30 protein-coding genes and 1 tRNA gene are annotated in these 26,222 nt (G+C 54.1%); 15 read left to right on the top strand and 16 right to left on the bottom strand.

The features are described from left to right. Positions 1–80 precede the first annotated feature (80 nt). From ACSKT0_RS15850 to ACSKT0_RS15820, 7 genes are all read right to left on the bottom strand, one after another. Positions 81–221: a hypothetical protein gene (locus ACSKT0_RS15850; protein ID WP_437770655.1), complete on the bottom strand. Its 141-nt coding sequence runs from the start codon at positions 219–221 to the stop codon at positions 81–83. After that, on the bottom strand, positions 218–427 hold the full coding sequence (locus tag ACSKT0_RS15845; protein WP_437770654.1) for a hypothetical protein: 210 nt from the start codon (positions 425–427) through the stop codon (positions 218–220). Before ACSKT0_RS15845 ends, ACSKT0_RS15850 begins: the two co-directional genes overlap by 4 nt. Positions 428–508: 81 nt before the next feature. Next, complete coding sequence (locus ACSKT0_RS15840; RefSeq protein ID WP_437770653.1) at positions 509–1,330, bottom strand: prohibitin family protein; 822 nt, start codon at positions 1,328–1,330, stop codon at positions 509–511. Between the two features lie 310 nt (positions 1,331–1,640). Then, positions 1,641–2,294, bottom strand: coding sequence for a recombinase family protein (locus ACSKT0_RS15835; protein WP_437770652.1), 654 nt, complete (start codon positions 2,292–2,294; stop codon positions 1,641–1,643). Positions 2,295–2,351: 57 nt separating this feature from the next. Beyond that, positions 2,352–2,813: a hypothetical protein gene (locus tag ACSKT0_RS15830; RefSeq protein WP_437770651.1), complete on the bottom strand. Its 462-nt coding sequence runs from the start codon at positions 2,811–2,813 to the stop codon at positions 2,352–2,354. After that, positions 2,810–3,730: an ERF family protein gene (locus ACSKT0_RS15825; protein WP_437770650.1), complete on the bottom strand. Its 921-nt coding sequence runs from the start codon at positions 3,728–3,730 to the stop codon at positions 2,810–2,812. Before ACSKT0_RS15825 ends, ACSKT0_RS15830 begins: the two co-directional genes overlap by 4 nt. A gap of 114 nt (positions 3,731–3,844) precedes the next feature. Next, positions 3,845–4,162 carry a hypothetical protein gene (locus ACSKT0_RS15820; protein WP_437770649.1) on the bottom strand — a complete coding sequence of 106 codons (318 nt, stop codon included), beginning with the start codon at positions 4,160–4,162 and terminating at the stop codon, positions 3,845–3,847. Between the two features lie 294 nt (positions 4,163–4,456). Between ACSKT0_RS15820 and ACSKT0_RS15815 the strand changes: the two genes are divergently transcribed. Both ACSKT0_RS15815 and ACSKT0_RS15810 read left to right on the top strand, forming a co-directional pair. Further along, a complete protein-coding gene (locus ACSKT0_RS15815; RefSeq protein ID WP_437770648.1) occupies positions 4,457–5,170 on the top strand; it encodes a replication-relaxation family protein in 714 nt (237 codons plus the stop codon). 1,051 nt (positions 5,171–6,221) lie between these two features. Beyond that, a tRNA-Cys gene (locus tag ACSKT0_RS15810) sits at positions 6,222–6,294 on the top strand. A 352-nt stretch (positions 6,295–6,646) separates the two neighbouring features. On the opposite strand, the gene ACSKT0_RS15805 is transcribed toward ACSKT0_RS15810, so the two are convergent. Both ACSKT0_RS15805 and ACSKT0_RS15800 read right to left on the bottom strand, forming a co-directional pair. Beyond that, on the bottom strand, positions 6,647–7,162 hold the full coding sequence (locus tag ACSKT0_RS15805; protein WP_437770647.1) for a hypothetical protein: 516 nt from the start codon (positions 7,160–7,162) through the stop codon (positions 6,647–6,649). A gap of 388 nt (positions 7,163–7,550) precedes the next feature. Next, positions 7,551–8,357: a hypothetical protein gene (locus tag ACSKT0_RS15800; protein ID WP_437770646.1), complete on the bottom strand. Its 807-nt coding sequence runs from the start codon at positions 8,355–8,357 to the stop codon at positions 7,551–7,553. 927 nt (positions 8,358–9,284) lie between these two features. On the opposite strand from ACSKT0_RS15800, the gene ACSKT0_RS15795 reads away from it, so the two are divergent. Both ACSKT0_RS15795 and ACSKT0_RS15790 read left to right on the top strand, forming a co-directional pair. Further along, the gene (locus ACSKT0_RS15795) at positions 9,285–9,446 is read left to right on the top strand and encodes a hypothetical protein (protein WP_437770645.1); all 162 of its coding nucleotides are present in this window, start codon (positions 9,285–9,287) and stop codon (positions 9,444–9,446) included. Between the two features lie 474 nt (positions 9,447–9,920). Then, positions 9,921–10,334 carry a YopX family protein gene (locus tag ACSKT0_RS15790; RefSeq protein WP_437770644.1) on the top strand — a complete coding sequence of 138 codons (414 nt, stop codon included), beginning with the start codon at positions 9,921–9,923 and terminating at the stop codon, positions 10,332–10,334. Here ACSKT0_RS15790 and ACSKT0_RS15785 read toward each other — a convergent pair. From ACSKT0_RS15785 to ACSKT0_RS15775, 3 genes are all read right to left on the bottom strand, one after another. Then, on the bottom strand, positions 10,272–11,270 hold the full coding sequence (locus ACSKT0_RS15785) for a hypothetical protein (protein WP_437770643.1): 999 nt from the start codon (positions 11,268–11,270) through the stop codon (positions 10,272–10,274). The genes ACSKT0_RS15790 and ACSKT0_RS15785 overlap by 63 nt on opposite strands. Positions 11,271–11,357: 87 nt before the next feature. Further along, positions 11,358–11,642, bottom strand: a complete 285-nt coding sequence (locus ACSKT0_RS15780) for a hypothetical protein (protein WP_437770642.1) — start codon at positions 11,640–11,642, stop codon at positions 11,358–11,360. A gap of 177 nt (positions 11,643–11,819) precedes the next feature. Beyond that, complete coding sequence (locus ACSKT0_RS15775) at positions 11,820–12,746, bottom strand: hypothetical protein (protein WP_437770641.1); 927 nt, start codon at positions 12,744–12,746, stop codon at positions 11,820–11,822. 125 nt (positions 12,747–12,871) lie between these two features. Between ACSKT0_RS15775 and ACSKT0_RS15770 the strand changes: the two genes are divergently transcribed. From ACSKT0_RS15770 to ACSKT0_RS15760, 3 genes are all read left to right on the top strand, one after another. Then, positions 12,872–13,819 carry a hypothetical protein gene (locus ACSKT0_RS15770; RefSeq protein WP_437770640.1) on the top strand — a complete coding sequence of 316 codons (948 nt, stop codon included), beginning with the start codon at positions 12,872–12,874 and terminating at the stop codon, positions 13,817–13,819. Between the two features lie 116 nt (positions 13,820–13,935). After that, a complete protein-coding gene (locus tag ACSKT0_RS15765; protein ID WP_437770639.1) occupies positions 13,936–15,630 on the top strand; it encodes an Eco57I restriction-modification methylase domain-containing protein in 1,695 nt (564 codons plus the stop codon). 12 nt (positions 15,631–15,642) lie between these two features. Further along, positions 15,643–16,365: a PaeR7I family type II restriction endonuclease gene (locus ACSKT0_RS15760; protein WP_437770638.1), complete on the top strand. Its 723-nt coding sequence runs from the start codon at positions 15,643–15,645 to the stop codon at positions 16,363–16,365. A gap of 60 nt (positions 16,366–16,425) precedes the next feature. On the opposite strand, the gene ACSKT0_RS15755 is transcribed toward ACSKT0_RS15760, so the two are convergent. Both ACSKT0_RS15755 and ACSKT0_RS15750 read right to left on the bottom strand, forming a co-directional pair. After that, entirely contained in the window at positions 16,426–17,361 is a 936-nt protein-coding gene (locus ACSKT0_RS15755) for a hypothetical protein (RefSeq protein WP_437770637.1), read from the bottom strand. Further along, entirely contained in the window at positions 17,358–17,984 is a 627-nt protein-coding gene (locus ACSKT0_RS15750) for a DUF6932 family protein (protein WP_437770636.1), read from the bottom strand. Before ACSKT0_RS15750 ends, ACSKT0_RS15755 begins: the two co-directional genes overlap by 4 nt. Positions 17,985–18,210: 226 nt before the next feature. On the opposite strand from ACSKT0_RS15750, the gene ACSKT0_RS15745 reads away from it, so the two are divergent. Continuing rightward, the gene (locus tag ACSKT0_RS15745) at positions 18,211–18,657 is read left to right on the top strand and encodes a DUF7255 family protein (RefSeq protein WP_437770635.1); all 447 of its coding nucleotides are present in this window, start codon (positions 18,211–18,213) and stop codon (positions 18,655–18,657) included. 635 nt (positions 18,658–19,292) lie between these two features. Here ACSKT0_RS15745 and ACSKT0_RS15740 read toward each other — a convergent pair. Continuing rightward, complete coding sequence (locus ACSKT0_RS15740; protein ID WP_437770634.1) at positions 19,293–19,475, bottom strand: hypothetical protein; 183 nt, start codon at positions 19,473–19,475, stop codon at positions 19,293–19,295. Between the two features lie 648 nt (positions 19,476–20,123). Beyond that, positions 20,124–20,246 (bottom strand): hypothetical protein, encoded by a 123-nt coding sequence (locus ACSKT0_RS15735; RefSeq protein WP_437770633.1) that lies wholly within the window; start codon positions 20,244–20,246, stop codon positions 20,124–20,126. Here ACSKT0_RS15735 and ACSKT0_RS15730 point away from each other — a divergent pair. From ACSKT0_RS15730 to ACSKT0_RS15700, 7 genes are all read left to right on the top strand, one after another. After that, positions 20,245–20,757: a hypothetical protein gene (locus ACSKT0_RS15730; protein ID WP_437770632.1), complete on the top strand. Its 513-nt coding sequence runs from the start codon at positions 20,245–20,247 to the stop codon at positions 20,755–20,757. The two genes, ACSKT0_RS15735 and ACSKT0_RS15730, sit on opposite strands and share 2 nt — an antisense overlap. A 318-nt stretch (positions 20,758–21,075) precedes the next feature. After that, complete coding sequence (locus tag ACSKT0_RS15725; RefSeq protein ID WP_437770631.1) at positions 21,076–21,216, top strand: hypothetical protein; 141 nt, start codon at positions 21,076–21,078, stop codon at positions 21,214–21,216. Between the two features lie 13 nt (positions 21,217–21,229). Continuing rightward, a complete protein-coding gene (locus tag ACSKT0_RS15720; protein ID WP_437770630.1) occupies positions 21,230–21,772 on the top strand; it encodes a hypothetical protein in 543 nt (180 codons plus the stop codon). Positions 21,773–21,896: 124 nt separating this feature from the next. Continuing rightward, positions 21,897–22,382, top strand: a complete 486-nt coding sequence (locus ACSKT0_RS15715) for a hypothetical protein (protein ID WP_437770629.1) — start codon at positions 21,897–21,899, stop codon at positions 22,380–22,382. Next, positions 22,357–23,667, top strand: coding sequence for a PBSX family phage terminase large subunit (locus ACSKT0_RS15710; RefSeq protein WP_437770628.1), 1,311 nt, complete (start codon positions 22,357–22,359; stop codon positions 23,665–23,667). The genes ACSKT0_RS15715 and ACSKT0_RS15710 overlap by 26 nt, the downstream gene beginning before the upstream one ends. Before the next feature lie 16 nt (positions 23,668–23,683). Further along, positions 23,684–25,090: a phage portal protein family protein gene (locus ACSKT0_RS15705; protein ID WP_437770627.1), complete on the top strand. Its 1,407-nt coding sequence runs from the start codon at positions 23,684–23,686 to the stop codon at positions 25,088–25,090. Continuing rightward, a complete protein-coding gene (locus ACSKT0_RS15700; RefSeq protein ID WP_437770626.1) occupies positions 25,065–25,874 on the top strand; it encodes a hypothetical protein in 810 nt (269 codons plus the stop codon). The genes ACSKT0_RS15705 and ACSKT0_RS15700 overlap by 26 nt, the downstream gene beginning before the upstream one ends. Positions 25,875–26,222 lie beyond the last annotated feature (348 nt).

Here is a 26,222-nt window from a genome sequence, read left to right as displayed (position 1 = left end):
CAGCTCGTAGTTGGTCGCACGTCCTTTGCTCTGCAGGTACTTGAGAATGCGCTCTTTCTGAGTTGGGTTCTCGTTGGCACTCATGCGTCGTGCCTTTTGCCGTAGAGCTGCCAAAACAGGAATGCAAGCGGCAAGCCGACGAATGCGTACGGTGTCACCGTCATGCCGATGATGATGGAAGCTGCGCCGAGTAGCCAGGTGTAGAGGCGTGCGTTACTCATGACTTGTGATCCGCCACGATTATGACCAGTAGCGTAATCAAGAAGACCAATATCGCGAGGCCTGCTCCGATCCACAAGGGAGAGAGCACCCACCACCAAGACCAGTCGATGATGTTGGTTAACTTCAGCGCAACGAAAGTGATTGCCACTGGAAAGGCAACGGACCCGATGTCGGTACTCGATGAAGTCGATTTCTGTGAACTCATATTCAGTTGTCCTTGACGCAAACGGCGTCCTTATCCAATCTTTCTGTCCCGCCTCCGGTTCCTTCGGAGGCGGCGTTCAGGCTATTTGAGGGGGAGCGTGAACAGCGTCCCAGTGCCGGCGCTGGTCGTCGGCAACTTGCCGTCCCACTTCTCGATAGCCAGCTTCTGGAGAAGCTCTTGAGTCAATGTCTCTTGCTGGAGACGCTGGGCCTCTGCCTCACCTCGGGCCTTGGTAATGGCCTGGTCAGCTTCGACTTTGATCCTTGCCAGGTCTTGTTCGGCCTTCTCCGCATTCTGCTGAGCTACTTGCTTCGCCTCGATGGCGGCTGAGAACTCCGGGCTGAATGAGAAATTGGTGATACTGACGTCCTGAATGCTGATGCCGTACTTCTTCAGTCGATCCGACAGCTGCTTAGTAACGTCGTTCTTCACCTCGGCACGTTTGGTGATGAGATCACCAGCAACATACCTCGCGGCTGCAGCCTTGAACGTCTCGTTTAGGGCAGGGATGACCAGCTTGTCCTTGTATTCCTTACCCACCGTCTTGTGAATGTTGCTCACCTCGCCCCGGTTGAGTGCGTAGTTGAGCACGAGCGTCGCTTGCACGTCCTGTAGATCGGCGGTCGCTCCAGTGGCGTCGATCTGATCCTTCTGGGTCTTCACGTCGTAAATGGTTGCGCTGTTCACACCCCACGGAGCGATCCAAGAGAATCCCTCGTCAAGCTCCCGGCCGGTTACGCGCCCGTAGCTAGTCACAACACCGACTTCACCGGTACCAACCGCTTCCATGGAGCTGAACAGGGTGATGATGCCGCAGAGCGCCAGGACTCCCGCGACACTGCCTCTGATGATGTTTACGCGTAGCCTCTGCTGCGCAGCTCGTTGTTGTTCTTTCCAATCCATTACTTCTTTCTCCGTTTAGGGTTGTTGTCTGCTCGGTTGGTCTGGGCGATGATGACGATGCACGCCACCACGACCACAATCAGTCCGAAAATAGTTGCTGTTACGGTCATAGACCTCCTTGTTTTATGTAAATGGGACGGTGCGTCTCACTGCCCACACCCCGCCATCGTTTGTAAGAACTAATAATGCTTTCTATGATGTTCTACATTTATTTAGTTGCGATGGGGGAGTGCGAGCAGCGAGCGAGTAAGTTTGCAAGAGACGCAAGCTTGTGTCTTCGCTGAGCGAGTGCGGTGGTTTCAGTACATATCTAGAAATTGGTGGTTTTCTTGTGGAGTCTCCAAACGACTTCCTTGTCCAATTCCTGGCGTGAAACGTAGCGCCGCAACGTTTCGATGTTCACGTCAAACATGCGGGCGATCGCAGCTTTGGGCACCTTTTTCATGCGCAGCGCGATGTACTCCTCGTCCTTGCCATAGAGCTTGAGGTTCTTCGGGTCTGCTGAGCCAGCTGGCCGGCCCAGTTGCACTCCATCTGCCTTCTTCTTGGCCAGGGCTTCGCGTGTACGCGCTGAAATCAGGTTGCGCTCAATTTCCGCGGCCAGCCCGAACGCAAATGCCAGGACCTTGGAGTTGATGTCATCTTTGAAGACGATCCCCTCCTTGACGGCGATGACGTTGATGCCTCGGTCCAGCAGCCCCTGGATGGTGTTCAGGATGTCCATGAGGCGTCGGGAGATACGGCTTGTTTCACTCACAACGAGTGTGTCGCCTCTCTCCAGGTCCGCCATGACATCGCTGAGCTTGCGATCAACCAGCTGCGTCTTGTAGCCGGATGCCGTTTCCCCAATGAACTCGTCGATCAGGACCCCGCTACGCTCTGCATAGCGGTTGATCTCAAATCTTTGGTTATCGACGTCTTGGTGACTGGTGCTCACGCGGATGTAGGCGATGACCTTCGGCACAGGGCTAGTCCATCTTGAAGCCGAGGCTTTCTGACCGCCGATCACAGTTCCTGCCACCTACACAGATCTCCCTATACGAGCCCACAGTGTACGTTTGCGGCGTGCACTCTCGATGATGGTCGCAGTCAAGCGGCGATCGCAGTCTGCGAGCTCGGTCCTAAGAGACTTGATCAATCCGTCCTTAGACTTGATCACCCCGTCTTTTTGTCGAACCGTATCTTCTAGGCGCCTGATCGTGTCGTTCGCTAGTTGTAAATTGGTTCCCAGGTCTAGATAGGCCTGAGCCTGTTCAGGTGTCAGATTGCTGTCGAGCAGCGAATTCACCGGTTTTGCAGCGTCTCGCGCCTTCTTTCTGGTTCGGCGGAGATAGGTCTCGTAGTCCTTGCAACCGCGGATGAAGCGGATAGTACTTGGCTTCAAGCCGTGGGCCTGCGCTAAGCGCTCAAGGTCATTGCCGGGGTGCGCCAGCTGGCGCTTGATAGTACTGAACCGTTGCTTGGTGACTCTTGTCTTGGTCATTGCTTGTTCTCCGAGGCCGTAACCTCCTTAGATTTTTCTTCAGTCTGGTCGGATTCACGCCAGTCAGGTGGCAAGGATTCCTCACCGCTTTCAATGCGGTCCATCGCTTCATTCAGTAGCTGTAACTCGGCCGACTTGCAGTTGCCCAACAGTGGTTTGCCTGTCGTAGCTCTGATGAACGCAGTGATGGTCTTATTGTCTTTGAATCCGAATCCTGCCAGGCGCTTCTTGACGTAAGTTTCGTTGTGACGGTCCTCGACAGGTGGCTCTGAATCAGTCGCTACCTCGATCGGGCTGCCCTCACCTGATTTGAGTGCTCTTGCGCGTCCAGAAATGACTCGTTCGAGCCTACTGATAGCCAGCACGGCGTGATCAAAAGTCTTGATTGTCCTCAGACGCTTCTGCACTTCTTCCTCTGGATACTTGAGATCCTTACAGATCGTGATGATCTGAGTGATTTGCTCACTTGTGGGCTGCGGTAGGTGGTTGCTCGCCTTGTTACCGTCGTCATCTTCGCCCTTGGCAGATAAACCGAGGATGGCCATTACTGTTTGCCGACGGGTGTAGGTAATCGCTGATCCCAGGCCCTGTGGATCTTGTTTGACCAAGAGAAGCTCTATGTCTGCCTGAAGGTTCGCTCCTGTTTCGTGGAGAAGAACAGTGTGCAGGTAGTGCTTTCCATCCTTCGTCACTGGCCACTGCATCAATCCAAGTTTGTGCTTCGTGATTAGCGGTAAAGCCGCCTCCATGACTTCTTCCAGCGGCGCATAGGCGTTCTTGAAATGGTCGTTCTTGGCGGTCTTTTCAAGGGCCTGAACTTTCGCTTGGATGGCGATGATGGCCTTGGCGATACTTGCAGGGATACCAACGAACAGTTGATCCACGCCGTTGGCGGGAGTCTCTACAGGCTCGTCCATACAAGTAGTCCTTTGCCCAGGCTGAGGCCAAGGCTCTTATTCTTCGCACTGAAGTCACGGCGACGCGGCTTGAAAGCGGCAACTTTGGCGGCTTCCTGGTCCCTGCGGCGCTGGCTAAAAGTTGTCGAAGTCTTCTGTGAAGACTGAATGCTTCGGCGTCTTGATGCCGTCAAGATATTTCTTTTTCTCATAGATGTTCTCCCTTTTTAGCTTGTTGTATTCGCGCCGGATGTAGTCGTTGTGCTGAAGCACCGAAGTGCTCAGGATCGAGCCGCGTGATGGTTCGAATCCATAGAGGGCCTTGTGGTGCTTCTGGTAGGCCGCCACCGCGACCATCAGCAGTGGGTCAGTTCGGATAGTGGTTAGCTGGGGCCGCGTGCCGGTAACTTCGCTCCTGCTCGGATACGGACTCTGCTCTGGTGTTGTATTCATGGATGAATCCTTTCTATTAGTGTTTCTCCTGTTTGTAGTTTGTGTATGAGTTGTTAATGGTCACCTCGCAGTTTTTGTAGCTCGCTTTGCTGTGTTTCATTATGAACCAAACGCGACGTTTGTAAATACAAAACGTGATGTAGAAAGGACGACAAAAGATGTGGACAAATGAAACGTTTTCGGGTGTGTGTTTCGATGTGTGTCTACTGACCGACTCGCCCCACGCCTGTTAGGCCGAAACACCCCGTGGTTGCTGGGATCGACGTCCATACTGCTCTGCTCTATACTGCGGACATGCGCCTAACGACCCGCGACGCTGACATTATTCGCTCCGTAGACCAATTCGGGCAGCTTGCAGCTGGTCATATTTGGGATCTACATTTTTACAACAACCAGTGGAAGAACTCGATTGACCGAGTTCTTCAAAGACTGGTGAGAGATAAGTTCCTGTCACGGGTTGAGCGCCGCCTCGTTGGTGGAAACGGCGGGGGCTCAGGCCAGTACGTGTACCAGATCGGCCCTAGCGGCTGGGATTTCCTCGGTAAGCGCGGCAAGTATGTTCCGCCGCATAGGACGGTGAAGCATCACCACATAGAGATAGCTGATGCCTTTATCGAGGTGTTGGCTGAGGTGCGTAGTGGGAGATTGAAGCTACTCAACTATCTGACAGAGCCGAATACGCACATGACCCTGAGCGGCATCACCATACGGCCTGACCTCTTTGTGGATGTTGAGTTCGTAGATCAGGGCCTTGCTGCCGGCTACTGGATAGAGGTGGACCGCGGATTTGAGAGCCTGAGCACTATTGGAGATATGGTCATTCGCTATTTGAAAGCGCACGATAGTTCGACTACTAGCGATTTTGAGGCCTTCCCGCTCGTTTGGTTCCTGGTCCCAGATGAACAGCGCAAACACAATATAGAAGGCGTTATACGTCGGGAGGCGGGGGAAAGGGCGAAGATGTTTGAGGTGCATCTTGCCAAGGGCTTTGCCGAGAAGATCGCGTAGACTATTCTACAACCTTTTGTATATACAAAGTGTTGCTTAAGGTGTCGAGTTAAGAGAAAATGGTGGTAGATAAGTAAACAGGAACTGCCTATATGAAGTACACGAACACGCTAACTGGCGAAATATTTGACCTACAGCCATACAGGCAATCTAGGCGTCGCGTCTATCGAACTAAGAGCACAACCTGGCTTGAGCGATTCCTAGCTACCGAACAAGGTCGGCTTCTAGCCGTTGGGCTCGCCATGTTCTTACTTGGCGGCGTTCTCCTCTAAATATTCGTCAGATACAACTAAGCCCACGGTATCCGCCGGGGGCTCTTTTCATGCCTTGATGGTCTTTGGGTTCCGCTGTGGTAAGAAAAACGGCTTGCTATTCTTCTTACCGTTTCTGCGTTCTTGAAGGGTCGGCCCGTAGTGCTTCACGTTGAGTACCGGCACGATGATCTTTTTGTTTAGGAGTGTTGATAAAGTCATGCTGCTGATTGTGGGGGAGAGCTTCTGATTTGTCTAGAACTTTTCCACAGGTTTTTCCCCAGCCTGCACTGCTGGAGTTTGGCTAAGATTGAAATGTTAGATATTTCACCTATAATCAGAAGTGCCTACTCGGCTCTCTAGCGAAAGTCGGATAGGGGATATAAGAATAACCCGCTATCTTTCGATAACGGGCCGGCTCTCTAGCTACCTTTATTGTAGCAAAGTCGAAACTTATATCAATAGTTATGGGGAGTCCCTGACTGTTGGCTTCCGGCGTAACTCAAAAATAGCCGGTAAAACAGCTCAACGTTTTAGGCTATCGTAAAGCCTGCTTTGTACTGATGGACCAAAGAGAAATATCCATGCGCACCTTTACAATCCGGTTCACAGTCTAAGTTATGGACGGTGATGTGGTCGCCCGCAGGGTGCAAGTACGCCAGGTGGAGTGATATCTGAAGCTTGGCCTCTGGAACGACGGTGGCGACTACTTGCTTGCACAGTCAGTATGAACGTCGCTATGGATCAGCGCTTCCATAGGTGGCCACTTTTCCGTCTATAACACTTGAAGGTAGCTGTATGGCCCGGTAGACAAGTGGTTACGTCACCTGCCTGCAAAGCAGGGGGCCGCCGGTTCGAATCCGGCCTGGGCCTACACCTGCCTTCAATCAAGACGTGCCCAGTAGGTTACGGGGGATCAATCGACGTAATCGACTGGTAGGGGAGTTAGTCAATCAAGCTATCCCTGATGAACCGAAAGACCTGCACCCCCACTCAGGGAATGCTTCAGTAACAACTCCCCGCGATTCACGTCGTAGAAGAAGGGAGTACTTAGCATGCACGTAAACGAATGTCTACAGCCACCGACTCCCTTCCCATCCCTCCCGCGCCCGTCGCTTGATCCGCAATCCACAGAACCAAGCCGGTGAAGCGCGTGTATGCCTGGGTCCGAGCGTCTAAGGGTTGGGCATGTCGCAGCGCTTGTCCGTTCTGCGTCAGCGAAACTTCATTTGGTCGGAGGAAGATTCGTCGCAGGAATCGACTGTCCTTGACCGGCGGGAGCAAGCGGGTTGCGGCATCTGAGGAACTGGCCGTTATTGAATGTCGCATCCAAGGACCCGACTTCGGCCGCGGAATACCAGAACTTCACCTGCGCGATCATTTCGTTCGGAAAGGTTTTTGTCACTGTATACGCCAAGCTCTGACCCGGCTTGATCGTCAAGAAACCCATGCGAGGTGTGCCAGGAGGCGGGGCCCAATCCCATTCCCCGAAGAGCTCGATTACTACTGGCTTGCCCTGAGCATCCAAGCCAAGGAAATTGGGTACATCATTGTCGCCGAGGAGCACTTCGGCTGTCGTGTCGTTACGCAAGACGCCCCGTGCGATAATCGTTGATTCGTTGGCGTCGTACTTATAAGGAGCAAAGGAGACGGACGAAAGCGTGGCGTTCAGAAGCCCCGATGGGCAGTTAATAGGGGCGGCAGGCTGTGGGGCAGCTGGCGCGGGAGCAGTCTGCTCCACAGGGCGGCTCGGTTGTGTACTCGGCAGAGGCGGTGACGAGTACGTTGTAGCAGCACTCGGTAGTGTCTTGTCAGGTGCTTTCGAGCTGGGAGTGTCAGCAGCTTGGGGCACATCGCTTTGACTCGGTTTGGCTGAAGTTGTCGGGATTCTCACCGAGTGGCCAGATACCAAACTCATGACCGTTGGACCGAACTGGGCGGCCAAAACGCCGATGGCAAGCATGCACGCGAGGCTGCCCACCGCGATACAAATGACGAGAGTCGTCCTTTGTTTGTCTGTCCACCTGGCCACAACTTGAATGATAGGCGACGTTGTGTCGATCGAAGACTGTTTTGGCACAGCATTAGCAAATGGTGCAGGCTGACGGATAAAACCCCAGACCGGACGGTTATTTCTCGGATGGGAACCGTCTGTCGAGCCCGTCTTTTGTCTTCTTGCCCGCGTAGGTGCCGGCGGCCAAGCCTTCAGCCCCCGGCGCGTCGAAACCCATCAGGCTCAGGAGTTCGGCGAACTGCCCACTGGCTTCTTTGAGCTCCAGCATTAGAGCCAAGACCATCAGTCCAACGACGATCCCAATGAACCAGGCGATTGTGGCCTTCGTCTGGGCGTCCGAGAGGTCCAGGAAGGCTATCGACCTTTCAACTGCCTGGGCAATGTCTTTGTTTTCGAGCAGATCGTTGGCAAGTTCTTGGACTTGCGTACCTCTGAACTCCTCGCGAAGTGCGTCAGTGCTAGCCATCACCTGCTCCACGATTGATGACCGGAGCACATCGACGTACGGCATCGTGATGGCGCCGAATGCGTTTTGGGTGCTTGCTATTTCCTGGACGTAACTGGATATGCCTGGCATATCCATTGCGCTCATCAATTTGGAAGCCGTGAAGCCAGCACTTTGCATGACGCTCTCATAGTTGAGGCCGAGCCGTTCGATGGACTTGACCGCCGATTCCGCCGCATTGTCCGTTGCGCCAGCCACGGCAGCAGCATTCATCACGGTGTCCCAACTCGAAGGCAACTTGGACATGTTGAAGATCCGCATGGCGTCGTCGTGTGCCTTCTGGATGGCGCTGGCACCAAGCACGCTCCTGGTGATCCAAGAGGTGTCCATCATTGGCGGTCCCTGCATCTGCTTCATGGCCTTGGCCAAGGCGGAGTTCTCGTAGTTGAAGGCGTCCAAAGACGTTCGCTTGCTCATATGTTGCAGCCTACTGACCATCACCGACATTTTCGGCCCGTCCGTGTGTCCAGTGAGCCAGCTCTTTCAGCTTGAAGAGCACGGTTGGCTGGCCCGATGTTGTTAATTGCACACTAATCATTTTGGAAGAACTATCAGATAAGAAACGGCCTGAAAGTCGACTTTTTAGCCACGGGATTATTGACTTTTGTATATACAAACTGCTTAAATACAGACAGCCAAAGGCGCAGCGTAAGAAAACAGGCTGGACAGCATAAGAGGCTAACCCATCTCATACGCACCTACTAGGTGAAACAGGATAAGGCGAAAGCTGGCGGTGAAAGCCCGCTCACCGATGCAACGGTAAGAATCCTTAGTTCATCTGGTAAGTGCGTACGAGAGAACATTGACAACTCGGTTGTGCAGGAACATGGGCATATAAGTGACTGAGTAAGGCTCAAGGTTGATATACGGTTAGAAGCCGTCCACACCAACTAGACGTGTCGGATTGCAGTTGGATATGCGATAAGACTGATTCGCCGCGGGCTCGTATCCCTGCCTTATATGTTCAACTGACCGTATCGTCTTATAAATTAGAGCATTCAATTGCGAGTTTATTTACAACTACCGGTACGGCCATGCTCCTGCACAACATTGAAGCTAGTTGTGAGGTCATGGGCGCGGAACCCCCTGTAAGCCGCCGAACGTAGCAGGAACTTGTTCCGGTGTTCTCCAATGTATGGCACTAGGTTCAAGGCTGACGTGTGTCCTCTCATCTACCTTCAACAGTTCGATAGTCCACTTCCGTCCATGGTGATGCCCACCCTTACCTGGACGGAAGCGGCCCATTGAGCCGAAGACAAACAAAATAGCGCCCTCTTGGGCAAGGAACACAAAGACGTGAAAACAACAGAACAACACGTACGACAACAGGACATCAACGAAAACATGGTTAGCAAGACAGTCATGAAGCTGTCCATCGCTCTGGCCATCTCCGCAACGATCGTTGTGGTAACCGTCGCTAACTGGTTCGCGTACACCAACATCCATAACCAAGCACGAGCTGATGTGCACCAGGACATCCAGATGGTGTCAAAAGAAGCCAAGTAGCGAAATCCGCGGACGCTACTCAGACCAACGCGGAGCACCTAATGCCCGTCAGCAACATCGAAGTTGCCAAGACGACCAATGAACCAGCTCAAGCCGTAGAGATGCCCCAGAGCGTGCGAAAAGAGCCCACAGAGCAAGTGCCGGCTGATGTAGAAGCGGAAGCTAAAGCCTTCATCTACTTCAAGGAGAGCACCAACCGCCTGGATGCTGAGAATAGCTCAGGCTGTAGAGGACTCGGGCAGGACTGCAATGGCCGGCTCGTGGTTGAGTGCCCGAACTGGCAGACGGACCGAGCTTGCCAGGACTCGTATTGGGATCGCTACGCAGCATCGAGATACGGCAGCTGGGTAGCAGCGAAAGCACACTGGCTAGCTCGCGTCCCTATCAACGGACGGGACGTGGGGCACTGGTGGTAATCAACTAGAGCAGCGCCACTGCGAGGGCGCTGCTCCGAACCAATAAAAAGGAGGTGATATGAGAGAGATCAAGTTTAGAGCACAGACGCTCGATGGTTCATGGGTCTACACCTCACCGGAGGTTATGTTCAACTTCGTGGGTGAGTTCGCTTACCTTCCAGGCCGGGGGCAAGGCGCGAGCATTATCCCTTTTGTAAAGGGGACTATCGGACAGCTCACCGGCGTCAAGGACAAGAACGGCGCGGAGATCTACGAAGGGGATATCCTAGAACACCGACCTAGCGACTACGACCCGGAGGAAAGATGGGATCGCTATGAGGTGAAGTGGCACAACCATGGCTTTGTAGCCGCTTGGGAGCGCGATCCAGAACTGAAGAACAAAGACAACGATGGTCTGAATGACTCACACCTAGATATAGAACTCATCGGCAACATCCATGAGACTCCTGAACTGCTTGGGGCCAGGTCTTAAACCGTCTGGCAGTACCGTGGCGCGAGGGGCGATTGGTCGAATTCCCAGTTTGCGAACCACCCATGGATTTTGTCTTCTCTTGTCACTCTTACCGCGACGTTCCTGGCGTGCTCCAACGGTGACCATGAATCCGATGGTCGCGAGGCCGACGATGAAGGAGTAGATAACTCCACGCTCCCACAAACCGGAGAGCCCAGAGGCGCCATTGGTTGCACCCATTGTTATGCCTGAGGCAGCCGAAACGACAGTTAAGAAGATAAAGAAAAGCGCCCAGTTAGTGCGCTTGAACCACAAAATGCCTATCGAGACCAGCGTGACGCATATGCCGACGAGGAGTACTCTGACGGCGGTGTCGTGCAGCAGTGGGTTGAAGTCTTCTGGGATCGCGCCAATGGTCGCGATGGCTAGACCAGTCACTGCCATAACAACTCTGACTGTGATGGTCATGACGCGAGCAAACATACCTGGGCCCACTGGCGCTTTGGCGTTTGTTTTAGCGTTCGTTTCTGCGTCCTTGTCTGGAGGTTTCCGTCGCCATCCCTGGTATTCGCTATACAGGTCGCCTGGATGTGCAGCTATCCACAGGACGGGCGACGTGATCAGGCAGGCGGCGACGACCACGCTGATACCGATGAAGACAAGTGCAAGGTCGATAGCGACAAATGATGGTGAGCAAACCCAGCGTTCACCGGGCTTATCGAGATTCTGGTAGCCGCAAGTCGTCGCACCGAGATCGCTTACGTAGTTTGAGAAATAGTTATAGTGACTTGAGCCATAGCTCTGCCAAGCGAGCTGAACCACCCACTCGAAGACAATGAATCCAAGCATGGCCTTGGAAGCCCATGCGCCGATCATGTGTCGCGCATCATCAGTGGTGGGCTTTTCCCCCTCTGACCAGCCGTCGAGTAGCTCGATGGCACTTTTGATCCTACCCATGGCAGCGATTAAGGCCTTGAGCCCTTCGAAATACTAGAGAGCCAGCTACGCGGGATAAGACGTCGAATTACTCGGCGCTCACGTGCACTACTTGCTCTTTAAAACACGCCGCTTTACACGCTCCGCGTCAACCCAGAACTCACGAGCTCCCTTGTAGTACTCGGCAGGCCATTGCACCTGTACTAAGACGTGTGTCTTTGTCCACCCAAGCGCAAAGCCTGACTCTGTGCGCTCGCTACCGTCATCAACTGCGACGCGCACCCAGATAGGAATGGACTTCTTAGGGTGGGTCACATGAGCCAGGTCGATCAGATCAGCCTCGACGGACACTGGCTGCGGGATGTTGCCGTCGCTTTCGTTGAGGCCACTCATAAGGAAAGTGTGGCAGCTGCGTCCGACACTCAACATGCAAGAGGCCCGCCGACAGCGATTGGGGGCACGTGCCGACGGGCCAAGACCGAGCATATTGCACTGCAGCTACTACAACTACTACGGGTGACAGTTCGACAAATCGCGCCGTCGTTCGAGTCCGGGGGCTCTGTCCCTGCTTCATGCCCTTGCAGGTTTGGCCTTGGTCTTTTCGTTGTTCTTGTTCCAGCCGGGCACGCGGTCCAACGCCTTGCTCGGGACGACGGCCGCTTTGATAGCTTCAGAACCGATCTCCGTCGCTTCGTTCATCTTGTGGATTCCTTTTACAAAGAGCATTCCGCTCACGATGACGCCGGCCGTGACGGCTACGACGGCTAGTGCGGTGTCGTGGTTCCACAGGTTCCAAGCGATACCGGCAGCAATGAAAAAGACTGGCATGTGAACGCTGAACCGGAACTCGGCCTCTGACCGCGCGCGGTCGTAGTTGTTGAAGACGCGCTCACTACCTGCTTGGAGAGCTGCGGCGATGGTGGCCGCTTCTTCCATGAGGTCCCTCTTCACGAAGTCGGCGAGCTTCTCGCTGTCGGTGTCACGCTCTTCTTCTGGAGCCAGCCAGTCGTAGTGCTTCTTGAGCGGAACGAGATCCAGGCCCAGCTTGCCTGCCGTGTAGACGGCATCAGTTGCGAGGGCGTCGAGTAGTTCGGCGCTTTTTGAGGTGTGGCCCCCTGGCAATGCGTACTCAGGTTGCTTGAAGTGGAGATCGGCCTTTCGCATGAGGCGTCTGATCGTCTTGTTCTTGCGCTTGCTGTAGTACTTGCTTATTTGAGTCAGTGTCCAGTGGATGCGGACCGCACCTCGTCGGAGCTTGCGCTGGAGGTTCGGCATTAACAAAACGCCCAATAGATACGCCGAAAAGCTGAGAACGCCCAGAACCAACGCAGGTGACAAGTACTCCGATATCTGATTGAGGAGCCCGAATATTCCTTCCCTATCGTCCTTCTTGGGAACAGGGGTGCCTAGGAAGACCCAAAGCGCCGTAAGCCACAGAGCACCTGTGATCAGTGGTGTCCTGAAATCACGGAAACCGGGAAGTATTTGAGCGAGCATCTAACCTCAAGTCTGAGCGGGGCAACCGCGGCATCGTATCAGTCTGGGCCCAGTTTCTGCCCTATCATGGCTGATCTTCCGACTAGGGTAAGGGCATCACGTTCAAGTCCTAGGGGGAACCGTTGTTGACTGTTGAATCACTCGCTCAAACTCGCGTCGGCCAGAGGCAACTTCGCCTTATCCAAGCACTAACGGAACAGGAGCCTTTGGACAACGACCACCAAGTATCGCTTGATCTACTCCGCGAGGACGGCGAACGGTGGGGAATTGAATCTGCTGCCATCGACAGCGACTTGGATGCCCTGAAGTCTCTGGGCATGGTGAACTACTTCCGGTCCTTGGCCGGCATCAACACCGCGTTCATCGAACAAGCTGGTCTTGATGCAGCTCATGAGTTCCGGCAACTGCGGACGAACCCTCGGCGTCGCGCTCAGGAGATCCGTGACGCAGTCTTGAACTGGCTTTATGACATGCACCTAACCACCAACGGTGTGCAGGCTCTCGGCGATTTTCTGGCGAGCCAAAACGCCAACTTCCTAGGTGAGCCATACACCGTCGTTGAGCTTGAGAGGGCTGGCGAGTGGCTCGTTGATCAGCAGTACATGACGGGGCAACGTACTTGGGGAGCTGAAGTCCTGAGGCCACGGATTACGACCGAGGGCATCCGACTCGTTGAAACAGGCAACTCAGTAAACGACATACTTTCGTCGGCAGGAGTGACCGTGAACAAGGTGAACATCTCCGGATCGCAGGGGGTTAACGTCGCGGTTGCTAGCTCAAACGTCACACAGTCCAACACGTTGACCCAGGGCCAGATTGAGCAGGCCGAGCGCATTCTCGGTTCTGTCCGGGCCATGCTGAATCCAGCGGTTATCGGTGTTACTGAAGAAGTAGCGGCTGAAGCGGTGGCTGTCGCGGGTCAGGTGGACAAAGAGATCCAGTCACAGGCTCCCCAAACTGGCAAAGTAAGGGCACTCCTGCTGAAACTGATGGAGCTGGCCGCCACCGGAACCGTTCAAGGCGGCGTTGATGCCTTGAACGCGATGATGCAGCAGGGCGTCGCCGGAATGTAGCACTAGAGCACCGCCAGGTGCCGGTGCCTCATCGACTAAACTAGACACCTACGTTCACCACGGGTGAGGCTCCTTGTGCTGTCGACCGTCCCCAACCGAAAGATCGGCTCCCCTCAATGACTTCTTTGCTCAACGAAACAGAGCTAGGTTTGCCGGAACGTACGCTGGTCGAGCAGGTGTACGGGCACGAGGAGAAGAGCCGCGGCGCGGTCCCAACCCGTCAAGAAGTCGTCGACTTCATGCTTGACCTCATCGGCTACACCACGGACAAGCCGCTCCACCAGCAGCGCCTGCTCGAACCATCATTCGGGGATGGCCGGTTTGTCACCTCTGCGATTGAGCGCGTGCTTATCGCTTGGCGACAGAATGGCGGAACCGACTATCGAGAGCTGCTGTCAGCAATTCGCGCCGTTGAGTTGGATGAAGCTACCTTCAAGGGCTTCCGGCAGACGCTTGAGGATCGACTCGTCGAGCGTGGTTTTGCAAGGTCTGAAGCCCACGAGCTCGCCGAGACCTGGATAGTCCAAGCTGACTTCCTCTGGGCGGAGTTTGATGAACGGTTCAATTACGTCATTGGCAACCCTCCCTATGTGCGCCAGGAGCTCGTTGATCCAGTGATGCTTGCCCAGTATCGGCAGGCTTTCTCGACAATGATCGGCCGTGCTGATCTCTACGTCCCTTTCATTCAGAAGTCCCTGGGGCTGCTCGCTGAGGGCGGCAAGTTCAGTTTCATCTGCTCAGACGCCTGGACTCGCAATGACTATGGACGCGCCCTTCGTGCCCTTGTCGATGCTCATTACCACCTGCAGTACTACGTCGATATGTACGGCGTCGATGCGTTCGACATCAACGTTGGTGCGTACACCTCGATCACCGTTCTAGAGCGAGCCAAGCGTGGTCCGACGGTCGTAGCTAAGGCCGAGGCCGCAAGCAGAGAGTACCTGACCGAACTAAAGGCGTCTCTGACCGACAAGAAGCTGCAGCTAGAAAACGCGGCCGTTCGAGTGATTGATCGGGCTACTAAGGGCGAGTCTCCCTGGCTGCTAGGCATTGGCGACGAGCTGAAGGTTCTCCATCACATGGAGAAGCACTTCAAGACGATTCAGGAAGTTGGATGCCGTGTAGGTATAGGCGTTGCGACCGGAGCTGACGCTGCCTTCATCGTCGACTATGCCAAGACCGACGTCGAACCTGGCCGGCTTTTGCCTCTTGCTACGAACAGGGATCTCAACCACGGTGAGGTCAACTGGACGGGTAAGGGAGTTCTGAATCCCTGGGCAGACACCACTAAGGCCGCGCTGGTTGATCTGGACGAACACCCAAAGCTAGCCGCGCTAATCAATGCCCATCGTGAGGTTCTGTTGAAGCGCCACACTGCCAAGGCCAACCCGTCGAAGTGGTACAAGACGATCGACCGCATTACGCCGAGTCTGACGTTCGAGCGGAAGCTTCTGATCCCGGATATCAAGGGCAACGGAGACGCCATCGGCTATGACGAGGGCAAGCTGTACCCACACCACAACCTTTACTACATCACTTCAAAAGAGTGGAACCTGCGCGCTTTGCAGGCGCTTCTCCGCTCGGGCATCGCTCACCTTTTCGTGAAGGCCTATTCCGTCAAGATCGGTGGAGGTTATCTGCGCTTTCAAGCACAGAATCTCAAACGAATCAGGTTGCCCGAATGGAACGCCATCACACCAGACGATCAAGAAATCATGATTAAAGCTGGCGAAACCGGGGCGAAACTGACAGTCGACTTGTTGGCGCGAATTTATGACGTGTCGGAAAGTGACTTAAAGGCCGTCATCTAGCAGACTGCGTGGGTGCATCTAAATACTGGGGATATAGACAAGCTCACCAAGCAGGCAGTACAGCTCTTCTGGGAGACCAGGGGGCGAGCAGAAGCCAAGGGTGCAGCCGGGGACCGCGGCGGTCGTGCGGGCGCTACCGCCGGCAAGAACCTCGACGGCTTCGTGCAGATCATTGCTGATTTGATTGCCGAGGCAAGGATCGAAGGACTCGTTGCCGGCATCGAGAAGAGGTATGTCACTCTGCCGGGGTATTTGCGACCCGTGAAGGACTGGGATCTCGTGCTGACCAGGCACGGCGAACTACTGGCCGTCTTTGAGTTCAAGAGCCATGTCGGACCGTCCTTCGGTAACAACTTCAATAACCGGAACGAAGAAGCCATGGGCTCTTCGATCGACATCCGTACTGCCGTGAAGAGGGGCGTCTACGGCGAATCCCACAGGATGCCGTATCTCGGTTGGTGCATTTTGGTAGAGGACGCATACGGATCTCGCAGTCCAGTCAGGATGAGCGCTCCTCACTTTGACCCGATGAAGGAGTTTGCCGGTGCAAGCTACCTCGATAGGTACGAGATCTTTTGCCGGCAGTTGGAGGAGGAAGACTTCTACTCGTCCGCAGCAGTAATCGCTACTCCTAAAGACGACGGGACGGCTTGGGGAGAATATTCAAACATGTCCGATGACACTAGCTTTGAACGCTTTGTACGGCGGTTTTGGGAGTACCTAGCAACCGTCTGATTTCCGTCGAGATTCAAGGCAAAACAAACCCCCTCGTTCTGTTGGACGTGGGGGGTTTGTTCAGTCCGTAGCTTCGTCGGGGAAGTCGAGCACGCCTTGGTGGACATGCTCTATGTACTTCAGATGCTCGCGGCCACTAAGACCAACTTGATCTTGAGCCTCAACGACTTCAACCCGCAGGCTGACTTCCGCACCCAAGACGAATCCGCTTCCGGTGATGTCTGCCGGATCTTCCAAATGCACTTTGCGCTTGCGGTTACGGACCTGCTGAACGGTCACGATGCCATCGAGATCGAGGCCGGTGATTCTGCCTGTCACGATGGTTTCTTTTGGCTTGTCTATCTGCTGGAATAGGCCTTTTGCATAGGTGCGACCTCGCTCAGTCAGGTTCGACTGCACTCGTCCACCTGTGGGTGAACGCCATTTCCCGCTCATGTTTAGGTCGTGCTTATCGAGCGCCTCTGTCAGCTTTCGAGCAGTCTTCAGTAGACGCTTGTTGTCTCCGAAGCGGCTGGCAATAACAGACGCCAAAGCTCCTTGCTCCAGCATGTTGTGGAGGTCGAAAGTGTCGCGCACAGCCTGGTCAACAGGTGAGACATCAACTTCAACTTGTCCCTCAGTGGAAGGTGCGAGGGGTAGCTTCGGTTTGTAATGGAGCACCAGGCTGCCTCGGGTAATGCGCACCAAAGTCATCTCGGATTGAGCGGGTCGATCAGCGGCGGCTTGTATCTCTGCGCCGATTGGCCCAAGAAGGTCATTGGCGATGTCGTGATTAACTCCACCGTTTGCAACAGCCTCGCCGGAAAGCTTGATGACTAAGTACGAGAAAGGAGGAAGATCAGGCTGCATTCTGCGAGCAGCGGCATCTTCGGCTTCCTCAAGCACCTCAAACACATCGCCATCAGGCTCCGGCAGCTCAGATAGGAAGGCGCGAACACTTTCCGTCTTTTCACGAGTGACGTGCTGCGCCAGGTAACTACGAACGCTCTCGCTCACCACGTCACCTCCAAATATCCACGCGCAGACGAAACATCCGGTGCCAGCGACGCCGCTCTCGGACCAGCTGGCCTGACTCTCTGCCACCAATCATCCAAGCCACCACGCTTCGCGAGATAGTCCTGTTCATGATCCAGCAGGGTTGTCGGTAGGAGCGTGGTTTCAAGGCTTCGCCAGGGGATCGGGAAGGGCTCCACTTTGTACTTCTCGACCAGTTTCTTGCGGTGACCAACAAGGGCCTTCACTTTGCCAATTCCCTGGGTGCTGGCCAGGTCGCTGACTCTGCCCTCATCGTAGACGGGGGATACGTCAATATCTCCTGGGTTCAGTTCATCCGAAATGAAACTGCCGGCTACCCAGAGCGTATGCAGGATCGGTTGCCCAAAGGGTGCTGATGTTTCGTCCCAAGCAGTCAGGTAGCTGAGGAAGCCATCCCAGATCTCTGGTCTTGTGGTGGAACCGCTGAACTGAGAGTGATCAACGAACCGATGCCGGATGTGGCCGAGTGTGGTTCTGTAACGACCAGGTGGCAGATGCCCGGTGACTGAATCAAGTGGGGGTATCGCGTGCAGGATACCCGCCATGCTGACGTCCGGTACCCGCTCGTCTGTTGTCTGCCCCATTGCCTTAGACTGCCATAAATATCCCGAAGCGAGAATTTGAAACGCACAGTTTCGGCCACGGGTGGCGGACGTAGGAGTCAAGGTGTCTTGTGAGTGCGAAGTTGGCATCGCTGTCGAGGCTGCGAAAGACGGTCTTTACCTGTCTCCGGGAGTTAGCTTTGAGTGGATTGGTACCAAAGGGCCGTATGGGCTCGCTGAAGAGACCTCCAGTGTCTATGATCCCGTAATGGCCATCGCGGTCGCCCTTGGTGCTGACCTCGACGCGATGCGTTTGGCTAAAAGAATATCCAGGCCACGAACCGACCTGATACACAATGAATCAGGTGTGATCATCGAGATCGATGAGATTCAGCACTTCACTTCTCATCGGCTGACGACGTTTGAAAGCTACCCCTCGGGCTCCGACCTTGGTTTCGACATCGATGAGTATCGTGAACTTTGCCGAGTGCACCACCTACGTGCTGATCTCGCCTTCGCACGCAAGGACACCGCGACCTTTGGCCCGAGAAGCCGGGGGAGACAGCGTGCCTTTTACGACGCATTGAGGGATCTATCTATTCCGGCTGCAGGCTTACCACCGGTCATGAGGATTCCAGTCACAGATCGGGATGTTGTATCCGCTTGGAAGCGCAGTCGCGATAGCATCTTCGCCGCCATAGATCGTTGGGGATAAGCCTGCACGGCAAGGGCGGACTTCGTTTGACTACTAAGCCGCTACCGACCTTCGAGTAGTTTCTTCAATGCCAAAGACAGCCCAATCCCTTTGGCATGGTGCTTGAGCTTCTTGCGGTCGGGATTAGCGTTGGTTTCTACAGAGGTTCGCCCATGACTCAGGTGGTACTGATGCTCGAAGTCGAAGATTGCAAGATCATCGTCCTGGAAAGGCCGATCGCGCCAAGTCGACGGGAATCGAGACCAGCCTCCCGGCGTAAGAATGTGTTCCTCCCACGATTCGTATGACACGACAAGAGACCCGTCAGAGTGTAATAGATACTCAATTCTTGAGTGTGACTCATCGATGAGGTCTCGGGTGGTGTCTTTCCTAGTCCAATATCGGCGCTCTAGAGTCCAAAATGCGGGGCCGTACGGACGTTGCTCAACGACGTCATAGGACTCCTTGACGATCGCTGTTCGAAACAGCCTCTTTAACGGAACCTCACGGATCTTCTTAACAGTGACAGATTCATAGCGCTGCGACGGTTGGGCTTTTGTTTCTCTGGCTACCCGCTTCGCAAAGGCGAGAAGTCGAGGCCAGTCGGCAGTGGACGCCTCATATTGCGCTAGATCAGGACGGGGTGCCATGGCTCGCTAGTTCTTCGCGTTCCTCAGTGCCGTCTCCAGGTTTCTAATTTCGTTTCTATTGAGCTCCAGAAACTTCTTCTGCTGCGACCGCTCGTGGTCTGTCTTCGCTTCTCTCTCGGCCTTCTCTTGTTCAACCACAATGGCCTTGAGACTGCGAAGCTGTTCCGTGATTCGTGCCTTATCCGACATGATTCCCCCTTTGAATCGATTGCGCACAGGCAGTGTGAACTTTTAGCCTGGCGGTTTGCTCGTTTTGAGCCCATGGACTAGGTTGCGAAAGAGAGAAGTGCCGATTCAGCGTTGGCACTTCTCTCTCAAACGTTGCTATTTCACATTCCGGTGATTGCCGGCATCCTTCTTCTCTTCTTTCCGGCGTGCATCGGTCTGTTGGGTAGTTGGTGTTTGGTTAGCCTTTTCAGCCTGCCGTACGATAGCCGCGGCGGCCTGACCGACTAGATTCGGAGGAATGTCAATGCCCACGTTGTACCCCATCATTTGAACGATCGCTTGCAAGCGCAAGGGTACATACAGGTTCTTTGGGTGTCTAGAGCCCGAATGGGTGGAGTAATTGTTTCAGATGCGCGGTGCCGGGTCTCTGCCCCCTTCGTGGATCGCAGGTCGAGAAGCGGGCAGTAAAACAAGCTTCACATTCGACGGCAGTGTTCAGCCTGTCGGTTACTATGTCACCAAAATGCAGGAAGCTGGATTGGGGAGCAGAACTAGCATGTCTATCCGTCGAAACCGTGTCCTGGCAGCAATGCTACCCATTGGGATTGCCCTAGCGGCTTGTGCAGGAGGATCACAGACGGCGTCGGTTAGCCCTACTTCGTCCTTGGCTCAAACGACGACGGCTTCTCCGACGCCTTCAAAGTCTCCCTCGTATACGGCGGCGTCGGTGGCGCCGGTAGCAAAACCGGGCTCTGAAGTAATGCCTTCTTCACTCGAAAAGTACAAGAACATGACAACAGATGAGTTTGCCAAATTGCCAAAACAAGAGCAGCTTACTTACTGGTCATGGCAGTCACGAGACTTATCGGCCTTCGCGGATGAATATTACAGCGTCACAAAGGACCCACGAGATAAGCTGCCTGGGACATCACTTAAGAACACTCCGCAGGAAATCGATACAATCATGGGTTTCAACATTAGCTTCATCTTTAGCATTGAAGATGAGGCTGAGAGAAAGAAGGCGCTTTTAACTGTTTTGCGGAATGGCATCAACTCGGATGCATATCCGATCTGGAACCACTACCTCCAAGATATTCCTGGCGGTACACTAAAGATTCCGTTGTTTTCAAAGAATGTCGTCAAGAGGGCGAACGTTGTTGCTGTTGGCCCCTTACAGACATATGCCGGCCAACCGTCACAAACAATAGAGTCGGTCGATGGACAAGGTCGCGCTACCTGCTACTACGAGACGTACACCGATGCCCAAACGGGCAAGGAAACTCACACCTGGATTCGTGACTAGTCGATCTCGGGAAGTTTGCAAAGGACGCTGAACGTCAGACCAGAGCTTTTTGGCGACTGCGGCATCCTGGGCTAAGCATGCTGCAGGTATTAGGTTTAGTGGGCCTGCATGCCGAGTGCCGCCGGACTCCGCCCTTCGTGCGATTGCTCCGCCGGAAACGAAACGGCAAATGCGCTTCACATTCGTCGACCGTGTTCGGTCTGTCGGTTACCATGTTTCCAAAATGCAGAAAACTGAAATGGGGAGCAGTATTAGCATGTCTATCCGCCGAAGCCGCGTTCTGGCAGTTCTCTTGCCAATAGGAATTGCACTGTCGTCGTGCGCAGCACAGTCGTCGGCCAGCCCTCCGGGCTCAACGCTGCCCATAACATCGCCAGCACCGACGAGTGCGTCTCCGAGTCCGACAGCTACACCTTCGCAAAGCAGTTCATTAGGCTCTACCTCGGCTTATTCGGTTGATGAGCTCAAGGCCATGAGTGTCGAGAAGTTCATTGCCTTACCGCATGTAGATCGCATGGTGCTTATTAAATCCATGCTTGAGCAAGCAAGGAACGTTTCGCTGTCCTATGGTGATGTATATGAGCACAACCCACTAGATGTTGCAGCAAAAGACAATTCGCCTCAAGAAATCATGAAGCAGATCCAGTTCGAGGCACAAATGATTTACAATCAGGGTGTTACGAATCAAGCCGACGATCTTCGACTCAACAAAGACACCGCAAAGAAAGCCATGAGTGGTATGTTCTATGAAACCAGCGGTAAGACTTCAATGCTCTTTAAACAGTCGCTCGATGTTGTCAACAACACTCAACAGCGAGGGCCTATTAAGGATCGCTATGGCGATATACAGGAGATTGGCACTCCTCAGACGCTTGTCGATCAAAATGGCAAGACAATTGAATATAGAACTATCAAATTCACCAACCTATCAACCCATCCGCACACAGCACGAGTCGTCTTTACGCCTCTAGGAAAAGATACTGGGATTTGGCAAATTTACGACTCCGACGAGTAAGATCGAGCGACCTACTAGCGCTACCCGATAGTATCGGGTTGCGCTTTCGTCGTTTATGCGCCGCGACTGAATCTTTTGTCGTCACTTCTATTTTTTCGTCCGTTGTGCATAAATAGAGACACATATGTCAACCAAGCGACAAGAGAAAGCAGTTCAACTCTTCGTTGAAAATCATGGAAAGTCAGTCAGCGCAGCGATGCGTGAGGCTGGTTACTCTGAAGCTACCGCCAAAAATCCTAAGAACCTGACTCGGTCAGACACTTGGCAGGAGCTCTTAGAGAAGGCTTTGCCCGACAAGAAGCTCCTGTCAGCGCACAAGAAGATTCTCAACGCACAGAAGCTTGAGCACATGGTGTTTCCACTTGGTATGGACGAAGTGGACATCAAGAAGCTACTCAACTCAGTGGGGTCGACCCCGCGGAAGATAAAGCACGGCGAGTCGGCAATTCATGTCTGGTTCTGGTCGCCGGATCAGAAGGCCCGCGCGAATGCCGTAGACATGGCGTACAAGCTAAAGGGGAAGCTCAAGCAAAAGATTGAGCACAGCGGCCAAGTGACGACGGCCGTCGTGGAGTTCGTAGGCGGTGGACCCGAACAAAGTAACGATTAAGTTCGTCGAAGAGTTTCGAGAGCTCTTCAACGAATCCTGGCGCAACATCGTCTTCTACGGTGGCCGCGGCTCAGGTAAATCCCAACATGTTGCTCTGGCTTTGATCCTGCGTGGCCGGCAGAAGCAGCTGCGTATCCTGTGCACCCGCGAGCTGCAGAACACCATCGCCGACTCAGTGCACAAGCTATTGTCCGACATCATCAACAAGTACGGCTTCACGGACTACGAGATCACCGAGAAGGCCATTCGGAACACGCTCACGGGGACCGAGTTCTTCTTCAAAGGGCTGCGGCACAACTCCACTGAGATCAAGTCAACTGAGGGTATCGACATTGCCTGGGTCGAAGAAGCCCAAAGCATTAGTGAGTCCAGTCTGAAGCTCTTGGTGCCAACAGTGCGAAAGCCGGGCAGCCAGCTGATCTACACGTTCAACCGCATGAACGAGTTGGACCCTGTCTACGTCCGCTACTGCAAGACTGAGCGCGCCCGAACCTACGTCCGCAAAGTGAACTACGACGTATTGGATCGTGCTGGTCTTTTTCCTGTTGAACTTCGCGAGGAGATGGAAGCGGACAAAGCGGCGTCTCTAGATCTGTACGCCCACGTGTGGCTGGGCGAGCCGGTAGCACAGGGTGATAACTCCATCATTAGTCGTGGAGCCATTCTGGCTTCCATGGAGCGTACGGTTGACGATGAGGGGGCTCTTGAAGTTGGCGTTGACGTGGCCCGCATGGGCGGGGACCGCACGGTCTTCAAGAAGCGCAAGGGTCTTCGGGACTTGGCTACCATGACCTACACGAAGCTCCGAACCACCGAAGTATGCGACAAGCTCGAGCTGTTCCTGGACTACGACAAATCCGTCCTGATCAAGGTGGATGACACAGGCGTTGGTGGGGGAGTGACGGACGAAATGATCGCCCGCGGATATCGCGTCATGGCTATCAACTTTGGGGCCAAGGCCTCCGACCCCGACAAGTACCCGAACCTCATCAGCGAGGCCTGGTTCTACCTGGCCAGCATCATCGACACGATTCACATTGAGTTGGATGACGATCTGCTCATGGAACTATCAAGCCGTCAATGGAAGATGGATTCGAAAGGACGTCGAGCTGTTGAGAGCAAGGACGACTACAAGAAGCGAGGCTTCAGATCACCTGACAAGGCTGATGCACTGATCATGTGTTTCTACAACAACGCTATTGGACCCTTTGAATCTTCACCTGATACGAAGTCAAATGCCTTCGGTGGAGGCATCACATCGGGATTGTTAAACACTCGCTTCTAGTTTATATTTCAAGTAGATGGCCAGTAATTCCAACAGAAAGCGAAGTCAATTAGTCACCCCAGAAATGGGAGACTCTGGAACTCATATTTTCGCTGGTGTTATTACTGGTGAAGAGTACAACTTCAACTTGGTGGGCCGCAGAGCCCTCAAGGTTTGGGAAGAGATGCGGCGCTCGGACGCCAGTGTTGGGGCATCGCTCAAAGCAATCAAGTACCCAATCAAGGCTACTAAGTTCTTTGCTGCTCCAGCGTCCGATGATGCTGCTGACGTTGAGGTGTCCGACTTCGTTCACTGGAATCTGTTCAGCCGGCTCAAGTGGAAGAAGGTCCTCGGCGAGATCCTGACGTACCTGGAGATGGGCTACGCCATCTTTGAGATGGTCTTCGAAGTTGAAATCGTTGACGGCGTCGAACGTATCGTCCTCACAAAGCTCGGCTTCCGCAAACAGACAGGTCTCGAATCTTGGCAGGCTGGTCCCGATTTGCCGGGTATCACTTTCCGTAAATCAAATGGTCAGAGCGTGTCCATCCCTCTCGAAAAGCTAATTGTGTTCACCAACGAGCAAGAGGGCGACAACTATGAGGGTGTCAGTATCCTTCGTACTGCCTACAAACACTGGTTCTACGTGGACAAGTTCGATCAGATCGATGCTATTGGACATGAGCGACACTCCCTTGGCGTCCCGAAGATCAAGTACCCACGGACGGCAACTGACCCTGAGCGTGAGGCGGCACGAAACGTCGTTCGCAACCTTCGTGCGAATGAAGAGGGATATGTCGAGGAACCTGAGGGCTGGGACATCAGCTTCATGGACATGCAGGCCCATAGCCTCAAGGACATCGGACCAAGCCGCGATCGGCATGACCGGCAGATCACTAAGAACGTCTTGGCGCAGTTCCTGGAGCTTGGAACAGGCGGTGCCAGCGGTGCACGCGCAGTGAGCGAAGACCAACACATCTTGCTCAACCAATCGATTGAGTCCGTGCTTGACTACATTGCCGACACGCTCGGCTATGTGGTGAAGACTCTGGTGGACCTCAACTTCAATGTCGATAAGTACCCGACGATCAAACATGGCGACGTGAATCAGAAGGATGTCACGGCACTTGCCGCCGCTGTGGAGAAGTTCGTGAGCTCCGGCCTACTCACGCCAACTGAGGCTGACGAAGACCATGTGCGCCAGTTAGTGGAGTTCCCGAAGCTCACGGATGAGGCCAAGGCCGTCCGCGCAAAGAACCTGGAAACAGCTGCCAAAGCGAAGGTAGCGGCTGATACATCAGACGCTCAACGTCAGGAGGTAGCCGACGGCGATCCTGCGGACGTGCCGATCCCGACTGAACCCAGCAAGCTCAAGACGATGGCCGGTAAAGTCTCAGCATCACTAACGAGGCTTCTCTATGGCGACAAGAGCAGAGCTGCTTAGAGCACGCGAAGAGCTGCACATAGCCATTCATGCAGCCGAGGAGTGGCAGGAAAGCTATAAGGCGAACCCAGATACGTTTCGGCAGCTTCTCGCGCTAGAGGCACGCTTAGAAACAGCCACAGCGGAATACTTGCATGAGCTTGCTATCCGAGCGCCGGGCTACGTTGATTGGTCCAAGCTGCCCGATCCGGTTAAAGCTGACAACGGACCTGTGCTGAACAACGATGATCCAGTTTGGCGCGACGAGGCAGCCCTTCTTACTTCTGCAGTCATCGATATAATCACCGACCTGGTTGCTACAGGGGCTGTAGCTGGAGAGGCCCTCTACGGCTATCCGGCTGGTTATGCAGCCATTGAATACGCAAACCTAGATGAAGCGATCATGGACGCAGCAAGGAAGCACACGGCTCAGCTTGTCTCTCATGCGACGGAAACGACCCGAAAGCTGATTCGCGAATCAGTAGCCAAGAGCATTGCGATGGGGGAGGACGTCAACCAGGCAACGGAGCGTTTGATGAACGTCATTGATAATCCGATCCGTGCTCGCCTTATCTCCGAGACCGAACCAGTCAACGCCTACCAAACTGGGCTCAAGCACTACGCTAAGCAAACTGGTGCCAAAACCAAGACGTGGGATGGGCTCAGCGGAGCGTGCCAGATTTGTTCGCCGCTTATTGGCAGGACGATACCCATTGATGATCTCTTTCAATTGGCAAACGGTAGGGAATTGGACCGGCCCGCAGGCCATCCAAGATGTAGATGCTCTCTGATCTATGACTACTGATGTCGAACTTCACACATGCCCATGCCCGGCGACCAGATATGATTTTCTTTGAGAACGAGACACGACTTCAGGGGGTGCGCGGTGGCGAAGAACACCGGCGAAGGCTGGCGGGTTGGCCAGCAAAAGGACTGATACCAGCAGTACAACGATCGGACCGATCGCTTCGACAAGTACGACGGCGATGCCAACTACTTGGCGTCGAAGTCGTCGCCTGGCCCCTGGAAGGGCATCGAGAAGCGGGAACCGAAGAAGCCGCCGCGAGACTGAATGGCTGCGACACTTATTACGCCGTCGTAAGCACTACGCCCTCAACTGCGAAGAGTCATAAAAGAGCCCCTAAGCTAGGGG

It is taken from the genome of Arthrobacter sp. KNU40 (assembly GCF_051515115.1).
Taxonomy (GTDB): domain Bacteria; phylum Actinomycetota; class Actinomycetes; order Actinomycetales; family Micrococcaceae; genus Arthrobacter.
Note: the sequence above shows the minus strand (reverse complement) of the source record. Positions and strands in the feature narration are given on the sequence as shown.